The sequence below is a fragment of the Vibrio sp. V19_P1S1T109 genome, from assembly GCF_002241375.1.
In the GTDB taxonomy this organism is placed as follows: domain Bacteria; phylum Pseudomonadota; class Gammaproteobacteria; order Enterobacterales; family Vibrionaceae; genus Vibrio; species Vibrio anguillarum.
The window spans coordinates 25770-36651 of record NZ_NDIM01000215.1; the positions used below are offsets into that span (position 1 = coordinate 25770).

The window sequence follows — 10882 nt, forward strand, 5'->3', positions numbered from 1 at the left end:
CAATGGAACGCGAATTTATGTTGGTTATTCAATCAATAATAATTAAATCAATAAGGAAGGAATATGGATGCAATCGCTATCAATGGTTTTTTTCTCGTAGGTGCTTTGCTGATTGCATTAAGTGTGTTGTTAAGTCCAGTCTCTTCTAAGTTAGGAATTCCTATTCTGCTCGTTTTTTTATTGGTGGGTATGTTGGCTGGGGAGGATGGCCCCGGTGGCATCTTATTTGATAATTATCCGATTGCTTATTTAGTCAGTAACTTAGCGCTTGCCATCATCCTATTAGATGGCGGCATGCGTACCCGTGTTGCCAGTTTTCGGATTGCCTTTTGGCCGTCAGTTTCGTTAGCGACGTTTGGGGTGGCGATCACCACCATTCTCACCGGCTTGATGGCGGCATGGCTGTTTAATTTGGAATTAGTGCAAGGTATTTTGGTGGGTGCGATTGTTGGCTCAACCGATGCGGCGGCGGTTTTTTCCCTGCTTAAAGGGAGAAGCTTGAATGAGCGCGTCGGTTCAACGTTAGAGATTGAATCGGGCACTAACGATCCAATGGCGGTGTTTTTAACCGTGACATTAATTGCGGTACTGGGTAGCCAAGGCGATGATCTCAGCGCAGGATTCTTGCTGCTGAGTTTTATCCAGCAATTTGGTCTCGGGGCTTTATTTGGATTAGCCGGAGGTTGGCTGCTCTGGAAGCTGATTAATAGCAATCAACTTCCAGAAGGGCTCTATTCCATTTTGGCCATCAGTGGCGGTTTGATTATCTTTGCGCTGTCCAATTCACTCGGCGGCAGTGGTATTTTATCCATCTACTTGACGGGTTTATTGCTGGGCAATAAACCGACTCGTTGCCGCTATTCCATTTTGAACGTACTGGATGGGATGACGTGGCTTAGCCAAATTGGCATGTTCTTGGTACTTGGGTTATTGGTCACACCTTCTGAATTGCTGACCATTGCGGTGCCGGGCTTTGCGCTCGCCTTTGGTATGATTTTGTTTGCGCGCCCCATTTCTGTATGGATTGGTTTATTGCCATTCAAAGCATTTACTGCGCGTGAAAAGTGGTTTATCTCTTGGGTTGGACTGCGCGGCGCTGTACCCATTATTTTAGCTGTTTTCCCAATGATGGCCGGTTTGCCGAATGCGCAGCTCTATTTCAACTTAGCTTTCTTCGTGGTGATGGTGTCGCTAGTGGTACAAGGGGGAACCTTGATGAAAGCGGCCGCTTTGGCTCGCGTTGAACTACCGCCCAAACCTGAGCCAATTTCACGTACCGGTGTTGAGATATACCCGTGCAGCGAATGGGAAATGTTGGTCTATAAACTCAAACAAGATAAATGGTGTATTGGTGAGCCATTACGCAATCTCTCAATGCCTGAAGGAACACGTATTACCGCTGTGTTTCGTGACGAGCAACTGCTTCACCCATCGGGCAGCACCAAGTTGCAAGAGGGCGATGTCTTGTGCGTGTTAGCACAGGAGAAAGATCTCGAATCACTGAGCAACCTATTCAGTGAAGCGCCAGAAAAAGCCTCGTTAGAGCGCTTCTTTGGTGACTTCTTTTTGGATGTGGATGCAAAACTCGTTGACGTTGCTGCCTATTATGGTTTGACGATTGAGCACCTCAATCAAGAGATGACGCTCAACGATTTGCTGATCCAAGAGCTCGGAGCCACACAAGTACTGGGTGACCATTTTGAATGGCAAGGTCTGTATCTGGTCGTGGCGGACGTGGCCGATTGGCAAGCAACCAAAGTCGGTTTGCGATTACCTTTAGAAGAGACGTTAGATGAAGCGAGCGAGTAGCCGACTACTCGCCCAACTCATTGAGTAAAATTACTGCTTGAGTGCGGTTTTTAACCCCAAGTTTACGGAAAATAGCCGTCATGTGCGCTTTGATGGTCGCCTCAGAAACATTAAGCTCATAGGCGATTTGTTTGTTGAGTAGCCCATCGGAGAGCATGCCTAATACTTTGTATTGTTGCGGGGTTAAGGCGGCAATTTTCTTGGTTAAATCATTGCATGCGGCGTGATTGGCAATTAGCCCTTCAGGGAAAAATGGGTCACCGGCTAGGACTTGATTGAGCGCCGAGATCAGCGCGCGCATGTCACTCGATTTAGGAATAAAACCAAAGGCACCGTGGCTTTTTACTTGCGCCACCACCGAAGGTTCTTCACTGGCTGAAATCACCACAATCGGTAAATCAGGGTATTCGGCTCGCAAGTGAATGAGCCCTGACATCCCATTTGCGCCTGGCATTTTGAGATCCAACAATAGCAAATCCACATCGCTCTGTTTGGTTAATAAGGCTAACAGGGCATCTAGCGAATCCGCTTCCAATAAATTGGCACCGCTTATCGCCATATGCACCGATTGAAATAGCGCATTGCGAAACAGAGGGTGGTCGTCAGCAATGATGATGGTGTAGGTCGAATCCATGACGTTTTACACTTTTAGCAATGTCGTTAAATCGATTATTGACCGCGATCTCTCACTGAACAATCTTTATGCGCTAAAAGTCTGAACTGTATCCACTTTTTGTCTGATACTTAGTAGTGACTGAGCCTGATCTGAGAGTGGTGCATGCCAAGCGGTTCGAGAAGAAGTGATGGCGTTCACGCGCGATTATTGCCGATTGTTGCAATGGCTTGCTCAAACAGGCGGCAATAATCGGTAAACCTTAAAGCTGGTGGGCGGTGAGGTGCGCTAAAAAGCGATCGGCTGGCATAAAACCGCTGATACGTGCGTTTGAAACGCGTTCACCTTGCGCATTCCAAAAATCAATCGTCGGTAACCCTAGCACGTTCATCGCCTTGAGTAGCTCAATATCTTGTGGCTGATTTTTGGTGACGTCCGCTTGCAATAGCACAAAGTTTTGCAGTTTCTGCGCGACCTCTTGCTGATGGAAAGTGTACTTTTCAAACTCTTTACACGCCACGCACCAGTCGGCGTAGAAATCGAGCATGACGGGTTTACCTGCTAATTTGGCTTGGCTCAACTGCAAGTTGAGCTCGGCAATATTATTCACCCGAATGAACTCGACATGGCTACGGCTTGCTAGGTTGGTTTGTTCTGGCTTAAACCACACATCCAGTGCAGGTTGCGCTGAAGCAAACAGACCCAATACCGCAATAATGCCAACCATGCTCTGTTTCCAGCCACCAAACGGCAAGCTGTTTTTACAATGATAGAGCCAACCAAACGCGGCGATCCCAAGCGCAGACCAGAGCGCCGTTGACCACATTGGTGGCAATAAGCGTTCAAGTAAGAAGATCGGCGCAGCCAGTAAAATAAAGCCAAATAGTGTTTTTACTCTCTCCATCCAGCCACCGGCTTTGGGGAGTAGTTTGTTACCAAACACGGCGACCAAAATCAGCGGAATCCCCATGCCCATTGCTAAGGCATACAGTGCAATCGCCCCCGTGAATAGGTCGCCACTTTGCGCGACATACAGCAGCGCGCCAGAGAGAGGCGCGGTGGTGCACGGTGAGCAAACCAAACCGGAAATCGCGCCCATGGCAAACACGCCAAGACTGTTCCCGCCTTGCTGCTTATTACTCAGGCTGCTTAGCCACGTCTGCACTTTGCTTGGCAGTTGCAAGGTATAAACGCCAAACATCGACAGGGCGAGTAGCACAAATAGGGTACTGAGGCCAATCAGTACATAAGGGTGCTGCATCGCGGCTTGAAATTGTAACCCAGCCGAAGCGACGACTAGGCCAAGCACGGTATAAGTGAGCGCCATACCTTGCACGTAAATAAACGATAAAATCAACGCGCGCCGTGGTGAAAGTTGGCCACGGCCAAGCACGATACTGGTGAGGATTGGGTACATAGGGAGAACGCAAGGGGTAAAGGCTAGGCCAACGCCAAGTGCTAAAAAGAGCAGCGGTGTCCACCAAGAATCGGCGAGGCGGTTTGCTAGCCCGTCTTGTTCAGCCACGGGCGCTTTTGGCGAATCTGTTTCGATTTTCGCTACATTGGCCGCCGTGTTGTTGTCAGAGCCAGTATCGCTTGCCACAGCTTGAAGGTCGATAATTCGCGTTTCTGGTGGGTAGCAAAAGCCCGCTTCTGCACACCCTTGGTACTGGATAATTAATTTGGCGTTCGCTGCTGCACTGAGGAGCGGTATGTCGACAAACAGTGGCTCAGTATAAATCTTCACATCACCAAAAAATTCATCGTGATATGGCTGACCATCGAGCATCTCGATTTCACCAAGCTGCGCATTTTCGGCGCTGATACTGATCCGATCTTGGTAGAGGTAATAGCCCTGCTTGACCTGCCAATCTAAGAAGATCTGCTTACCTTGCTGCTCGGCATGAAAAGGAAACGCTTGGTCAACTGGGACAAATTGATTGTCGGCTGAGGCCAAACCGAGGTTGTTACCACTATTGAATGGATTGTCATTGCCGAAGACCGCCAACGCAGGTTGGGAAAGTGTCAGCAGAGCTAGCAGTACAAAGGAAAAGAGTAGGCGCATACAAAAATCGAGTCTTCATTAGGTGAGTGTCATCTTAACCCAATCAGACCGCTTTTCGGCGCAATAAGTTTCACAGTGATGGAAAAATCGTCGCTGATGAGGCAGTGAAGCGAGAAAAGCCAAGTGAGGTTGTGGACCTCACTTGGCTGGGCGATGGGGGTTAAGCGACACCTAGGCGAGTTTTCACCACCGCTTCACACGCTTCAATATTATTGATGTCTTTGGGAATAATAAGCACAGTGTCATTACCACCGACCGTTCCTAAAATCTCAGTGTGGGGATCAATATCAACCAATCGCGCGACCAATTGAGCACTTCCAGGATGAGTTTTTACCACCACAGTGGATTGATTGTGAGTGATAAACTCAATTTGTGAGGCGATAGATGACTCAACACGCACTGGCGCGGTTTCGACCGTAATGCAGTACACTTTTTTCCCGCACGCATTTTGCACTTTCACCACACCAAGTTGGGAAAGCAAGCGTGACACAGTGGATTGGCTAATGCCTTCGTAGCCGAGCTCTATTAGCCTGAGTCGTAGCTCATTTTGGTTAGCAAAACTTTGTTGTTGTAGGATTTTTTTACAAGCGGAAGCTAACGTTTTGTCATCGGTTTGCATTGCGCCGTGGGGGATTTTTCTGTTCACGGGCGGTTCCTTTTATACACGCTACTGCGTCTGGGGTATCGGTGATCCTTACCATGCCAGCACACTCCCAAAGCCATAGAGTGTGAGTTCACGTTATGTTTGACGCCAATGGCGCAACGGTTGAGCATTGCTCTTTCCCCTCTATAAGTGGTGGGGGATTATTATTGATGCTTGTAGCTTAACATTAATCAATGTGTCGCTTTTTGCGGGGGATCACCAAATAATAAACTAGATTATCGATTGATTTTTGGCGTTTTATGTTGATTTGATGGAATAATATGCACGGAAATATGCAAGATTCGTAAGTTGGTCCAGCGCCGAGTTAGGACGCTGGAGGCTGGCAGGGCTGTAAACGCGATGGATGCGCGCTTAGTGCTGTTTTAGCAACGTTCAGTCATGATTTCGCGAGAGAATACTTTCTCACAATAGTGGCATTTGAGATGCACATTCTCTTGTTTGAGTTGCACTTTAAAGCGGCTCTCAACAGGCTCGCCATGAGAGATGCAGTTGCTGTTTGGGCAACGAAATACGCTGTCAATTCGCTCTGGCAAAGTGAGGGTCAGTTTGTTGACCACTTTATACTCTTCAATTTGATTGACGGTGGCTTTCGGGGCATACAGTGCTAATTGGTTCGCTTGCTCTTTGGTGAGATAAAGGTTTTCTATTTTAATCAGATCTTTATTACCTAACGCAGAAGAGGGTAGGTTTAGGCCAATCGTCACACGTTGATTGGTTTCATTTAACTTAAACAAAGAGAGAATTTTGATCCCAAGGTTGGCAGGGATATGGTCAATCACGCTACCGTTACGAATCGCTTCAACTTGCAATTGGGTCTCTTTTACCATGATGTTATCTCCTACTTATAAGGTTGGGTTAAGAACAAGGGCTAATAAAGCTTCACGCGCATAAACGCCGTTTTCGGCTTGTTGGAAATAGTAGGCGTAAGGTGTTTTATCGACATCGGTGGTGATTTCATCGACCCGAGGCAGTGGGTGCAGCACTTTTAAATTGTGGCGCGCTTCTTTTAATGTTTCTGCGGTTAAGATGTAAGCCGATTTCATATGTGCGTATTCGGATGCATCAAAGCGCTCTTTTTGTACGCGCGTCATGTACAGCACATCCAGTTCAGGCACGACCTCTTCAATGCTGGCGTGCAAACTAAACGCAATGCCAGCCTCTGAGAGCTCTTCGCAAATGTAATCCGGCATCGCCAGCACTTCTGGGGCGATAAAAAAGAAACGTACATTGTTGAATTTCGATAAGGCTTGGGTGAGCGAATGGACGGTGCGGCCATATTTTAAGTCGCCGACGAACGCGACGTTAAGGTTATCGAGCCTGCCTTGCGTTTCATAAATGGAAAACAGATCGAGCAAGGTTTGAGTGGGATGCTGGTTAGCACCATCGCCACCGTTGACTACGGGAACGCCGTTGGAAAACTCAGAGGCTAAACGTGCAGCGCCTTCTTGTGGGTGGCGCATGACAAATGCATCGACATAAGAGGAAATAACTTGCACCGAGTCAGCTAAGGTTTCCCCTTTCTTGGCAAGTGACGTATTGCCGCCATTATCAAAACCAATCACTGTGCCGCCTAGGCGCTGCACTGCCGTTTCAAACGACAAACGGGTACGTGTAGAAGGTTCAAAGAAGCAGCTTGCCACCACTTTATTTTTGAGAAGTTCAGGGTTTGGTTCCGCTTTAAGCCTTGTTGCAGTTTCAACAATCAGCTCCAGTTCCGCGCGGCTCAGTTCTGGAATGGAAATGATGTGCTTGTTAAATAACGAATGCGCCATAACGTGTCTTCCCTCTGTATGGTTCGCTTTGGCTACTAGCCTTTGCGAAATTTTGCTTAAAAAAAAGCCCCCTAAAATAGGAGGCTTCAATAACGTTCAGAACAGAAAAACAAAACAGCTAACTCGACCGGCGCCGGGTGTAATGGATGGCGTTGATGGGGAGTGCTGCGGTTCATTTTCTGCTCCGTTTAGACAAATTGCGAAGGATTATACGGACAAAAAACACGCTGGCAATACTCTTTGGAAAATATCCAGAAAATGGATTTTTATGCGAAATTAGCTTGATTTCGATGTTATTTACTACGCGTTTACAGCTAAAGCATAAGCGCGATTTGTGAGTGTTATTGACTGAAAAAAAATGCGAGCTTTATTCAAGCTCGCATCGATTCAACATCAAAGAGATGAAGTAGACGATTCATTATCTACTATTCGTTACCTAAGTTAGTTACCTAAGGTGGCCACCATCACGGCTTTGATGGTGTGCATGCGGTTTTCAGCTTCATCGAACACGATGGAATGCTCAGATTCAATCACTTCATCGGTCACTTCAACGCCTTTGGCAAGCACTGGGTAGTTTTTCGCAAGCTCTTTGCCAACGGTGGTATCTTCGCCGTGGAAAGCAGGCAAGCAGTGCATGAATTTCACATGTGGGTTACCAGTGGCTTTTAACATCGCCATATTCACTTGGTAAGGCAGCATCAATTCAATGCGCTCTGCCCATGCTTCTTTCGCTTCGCCCATCGATACCCAAACATCGGTGTAAAGGAAATCACAGCCTTGAACGCCTTCTTGAACATCATCTGTGAGCGTAATTTTCGCGCCTGTTTGCTTTGCAATAGTGCGACATTCCGCGACTAATTCTTCGGTTGGCCAGAACGCTTTTGGTGCAACAAGGCGAATGTCCATGCCCATTTTCGCAGCGCCCACCATCAAGGAGTTACCCATGTTGTTGCGTGCATCACCGAGGTAGGCAAATTTCATTTCATGGAGGCGTTTGCCACGGCCATGTTCGATCATGGTAAGGAAATCAGCCAAAATTTGTGTTGGGTGGAATTCGTCAGTTAAGCCGTTCCATACTGGTACGCCAGCGTAGGCACCAAGCTCTTCAACGATCTCTTGACCAAAGCCGCGATATTCGATGCCGTCATACATGCGGCCTAAGACGCGCGCGGTATCTTTCATCGACTCTTTGTGGCCAATTTGTGAACCTGATGGGCCTAAGTAGGAGACTTGAGCACCTTGGTCAAACGCTGCTACTTCGAATGCACAGCGAGTGCGAGTTGAGGTTTTTTCAAAGATAAGTGCAATGTTTTTGCCTTTGAGACGAGGCTGCTCATAACCGTTGTATTTGGCTTTTTTCAGCTCAAGGGATAGAGCCAATAGGTGCTGGATTTCGCGTGGAGTGAAATCAAGAAGTTTTAGAAAGTTACGATTGCGTAAGTTAAAAGCCATGATCTTTTCCTCATTTGCAACGCTTGCTTCTGATGAGAGGGTGGAAGAAAGCGTTACTATTTGTTTAAAGTTAAAAACAGTTGTTTAAAGTTAAAAACAGATTCGGTTTATAAAATAGATTTTAAAAACAATGTCTTAGTCACGCGTAATGTTGGTGCCTGCTGTGCCTTCTAAGATGCGTAGGCCATCTTCTAACGCGCCGATCCCAACGACTTTCCCGCCTTGTTGAATGAATTCGCACGAGGCTTCAATTTTTGGCCCCATAGAACCAGCATCAAATTGATAGTTGGCAAGCTCACTCGGCGTTGTGCTGCGCAGCGCATGTTGGGTTGGTTTACCCCAATCAAGGTAAACGGCGTCAGCATCGGTCAAAATGAGCAGCGCGTCGGCGTTCAATTGTTTGGCAAGAAAGGCAGCAGACATGTCTTTGTCGATCACTGCTTCTACACCGACTAATTTGCCGTTTTCACGTTTGACTGGAATACCGCCACCACCGGTGCAAATCACTAAATGACCGGCGCTGATAAGCTGGGAAATCGCATCATGTTCGACGATGCCTATCGGTTGAGGACTCGGAACCACACGGCGGAAATATTGGCCGTCGGGCTTGACTGTCCAGTGGTATTTCTCAGCCAATTCACGCGCTTCTGCTTCTTGATAAACTGGGCCAATCGGTTTAGTTGGGTTGGCAAATGCAGGGTCTTTCGGGTCGACCATCATTTGGGTCAACATGCACGAAATGTTGCGTTCAGGTAGCATGTTTTTGAACTCTTGCATCAACATGTAGCCAATCATCCCTTGAGTTTCACTGCCCAATACGTCGAGTGGGTACGGCGCTACTTTTTTGTATTCGAGACCTTGTAGTGCCAGCAGGCCAACTTGAGGGCCATTGCCATGCACCAGCACCACGTTATAGTGTTTGGCTATTTCGGAAATGGTTTTGACTGCAATTTCAATGTTGCGACGTTGAACATCTGCTTCTAATGGCTGACCACGACGAAGTAGCGCGTTTCCACCTAATGCAACAACAACAGTTTGTTTGCTCATAATTCTATCTCTTCTAAGGTGGGTTGAGGTGTGCAGAGGAAATTTGCCTCAACCCATTTGATTAACCTAAGGGCTAGATACCGTCACGCTCAATTGGGCAGCTCATGCAGCGTGCACCGCCACGGCCACGGCCCAATTCGTCACCAGGAATAGACAGAACAGTGATGCCTGCTTTGTCGTATTTTTCATTGGTATAGGTGTTGCCTTCATAGCCAATCACTACGCCAGGTTTGACGGTTAGGACATTGTTTGCATCGTTCCACTGTTCACGTTCTGCGTTGAAGTTGTCACCGCCCGTTGTGATTAGGTTGAGCTTGTCAACGCCAAGTGCTTTTTCGATGGCGGTCACGAAGTAACCTTCTTCTTTGACGTTCACTGCACCAGACTCATCGCCTGTGAGGCTCCAGCATTTCACATCTTTGCGTACTACTTCTGGGTAAACAGAGAAGGTGTCTTCACGCATGTGTGTCATGACGGTATCTAAGTGCATGCAAGAGCGGTGTTTTGGTAGTTCCATCGCAATAATTTGCTTCGCTTGGCCATGTTTAAATAGGCCCGCAGCTAAGTGTTCAACACCTTGCGCTGTGGTGCGCTCAGACATACCAATCAGTACTGCACCTTTGCCAATTACAAGAACGTCGCCACCTTCAATGGTTGAATTATCGTAATTAATGCTCTCGTCATCACCGAAGTATTTAATGAAGTCTTGGCCCGCAAAGCTTGGATGCCAGCGGTAAATCGCACGCACATGGTTGGTTTCACGTTGACGTGCAGGTTTTGCCATCGGGTTGATTGACACGCCACCGTATACCCAGCAAGACGTATCGCGAGTAAATAGATGGTTTGGTAGTGGTTCAATGATGAAATCGGTTGGTGCATGCAAGCCTTGCATCATTGAAGAGGATTTCATTGGCATTTCAGCGTAAGACAAACCACCTGTCAGGATTTTTGCCAATTCAAGGTTTGGCAGATCGCTGAGGTAGCAGCGCACGTCATTCGCAAATGTTTTGCCAAGGCGGTAATCCGATACTTGTTGAGTAAGCAGCCACTCTTTTGCGACGGGAACCGCTAGCGTGTCGGCTAATAGATCGGTCAGCAGTAAAACTTCAACACCTTGGTCACGTAGCGTTTGTGTGAACGCATCATGCTCTTTCCCCGCACGCTCTACGGCCAATACATCATCAAACAAAAGGTCGTGACAGTTGGATGGTGTTAAGTGAGTGAGTGAGCGTCTTGGGCGGTGAACAAGAACTCGACGTAATTGACCAATTTCAGAACCAACATATAACTTACTCATAATAGTATCTCTCTTAATTTATATGCATTTATGCCGTTATATTTTTGACATTAAATTCAACTTGTTCTGGATAAATACATAATTATTTCTGTAGGGAATTCAGTATGAATTTATTTATTCACTTCTTTGTTCTGCAATTAATATTACCCTTGGTCTGTATATG

At 47.1% G+C, this 10882-nt stretch carries 9 protein-coding genes; 1 reads left to right on the top strand and 8 read right to left on the bottom strand.

Annotation, left to right across the window (positions count from 1 at the left end; all coding sequences use genetic code 11):
• Positions 1-63 precede the first annotated feature (63 nt).
• Positions 64-1809: a potassium/proton antiporter gene (locus tag B9J87_RS10215; protein ID WP_094150556.1), complete on the top strand. Its 1746-nt coding sequence runs from the start codon at positions 64-66 to the stop codon at positions 1807-1809.
• 4 nt (positions 1810-1813) lie between these two features.
• Here B9J87_RS10215 and B9J87_RS10220 read toward each other — a convergent pair whose 3' ends face one another.
• The 8 genes from B9J87_RS10220 to arcA form a co-directional block, all read right to left on the bottom strand.
• Positions 1814-2443 (bottom strand): response regulator transcription factor, encoded by a 630-nt coding sequence (locus B9J87_RS10220; RefSeq protein ID WP_013855820.1) that lies wholly within the window; start codon positions 2441-2443, stop codon positions 1814-1816.
• Between the two features lie 241 nt (positions 2444-2684).
• Positions 2685-4487 carry a protein-disulfide reductase DsbD gene (locus B9J87_RS10225; protein WP_094150558.1) on the bottom strand — a complete coding sequence of 601 codons (1803 nt, stop codon included), beginning with the start codon at positions 4485-4487 and terminating at the stop codon, positions 2685-2687.
• A 160-nt stretch (positions 4488-4647) separates the two neighbouring features.
• Positions 4648-5106: an arginine repressor gene (locus tag B9J87_RS10230; RefSeq protein WP_088718009.1), complete on the bottom strand. Its 459-nt coding sequence runs from the start codon at positions 5104-5106 to the stop codon at positions 4648-4650.
• 407 nt (positions 5107-5513) lie between these two features.
• Positions 5514-5978 (bottom strand): aspartate carbamoyltransferase regulatory subunit, encoded by a 465-nt coding sequence (gene pyrI, locus B9J87_RS10235; protein ID WP_017042201.1) that lies wholly within the window; start codon positions 5976-5978, stop codon positions 5514-5516.
• 15 nt (positions 5979-5993) lie between these two features.
• Complete coding sequence (gene pyrB, locus B9J87_RS10240; protein ID WP_017042200.1) at positions 5994-6923, bottom strand: aspartate carbamoyltransferase; 930 nt, start codon at positions 6921-6923, stop codon at positions 5994-5996.
• A 441-nt stretch (positions 6924-7364) separates the two neighbouring features.
• Positions 7365-8375 carry an ornithine carbamoyltransferase gene (locus tag B9J87_RS10250; protein WP_094150560.1) on the bottom strand — a complete coding sequence of 337 codons (1011 nt, stop codon included), beginning with the start codon at positions 8373-8375 and terminating at the stop codon, positions 7365-7367.
• Between the two features lie 135 nt (positions 8376-8510).
• Positions 8511-9422 carry a carbamate kinase gene (arcC, locus tag B9J87_RS10255; protein ID WP_013855827.1) on the bottom strand — a complete coding sequence of 304 codons (912 nt, stop codon included), beginning with the start codon at positions 9420-9422 and terminating at the stop codon, positions 8511-8513.
• A gap of 73 nt (positions 9423-9495) precedes the next feature.
• On the bottom strand, positions 9496-10719 hold the full coding sequence (gene arcA / locus B9J87_RS10260) for an arginine deiminase (protein WP_017046788.1): 1224 nt from the start codon (positions 10717-10719) through the stop codon (positions 9496-9498).
• Positions 10720-10882 lie beyond the last annotated feature (163 nt).

Bases quoted from the DNA above. Each gene is read 5' to 3' on its own strand.
- pyrB (WP_017042200.1), bottom strand. From the start codon at position 6,923: ATGGCGCATTCGTTATTTAACAAGCACATCATTTCCATTCCAGAACTG.
- B9J87_RS10215 (WP_094150556.1), top strand. From the start codon at position 64: ATGGATGCAATCGCTATCAATGGTTTTTTTCTCGTAGGTGCTTTGCTG.
- B9J87_RS10250 (WP_094150560.1), bottom strand. From the start codon at position 8,375: ATGGCTTTTAACTTACGCAATCGTAACTTTCTAAAACTTCTTGATTTC.
- B9J87_RS10225 (WP_094150558.1), bottom strand. From the start codon at position 4,487: ATGCGCCTACTCTTTTCCTTTGTACTGCTAGCTCTGCTGACACTTTCC.
- pyrI (WP_017042201.1), bottom strand. From the start codon at position 5,978: ATGGTAAAAGAGACCCAATTGCAAGTTGAAGCGATTCGTAACGGTAGC.
- arcA (WP_017046788.1), bottom strand. From the start codon at position 10,719: ATGAGTAAGTTATATGTTGGTTCTGAAATTGGTCAATTACGTCGAGTT.
- B9J87_RS10220 (WP_013855820.1), bottom strand. From the start codon at position 2,443: ATGGATTCGACCTACACCATCATCATTGCTGACGACCACCCTCTGTTT.
- arcC (WP_013855827.1), bottom strand. From the start codon at position 9,422: ATGAGCAAACAAACTGTTGTTGTTGCATTAGGTGGAAACGCGCTACTT.
- B9J87_RS10230 (WP_088718009.1), bottom strand. From the start codon at position 5,106: ATGCAAACCGATGACAAAACGTTAGCTTCCGCTTGTAAAAAAATCCTA.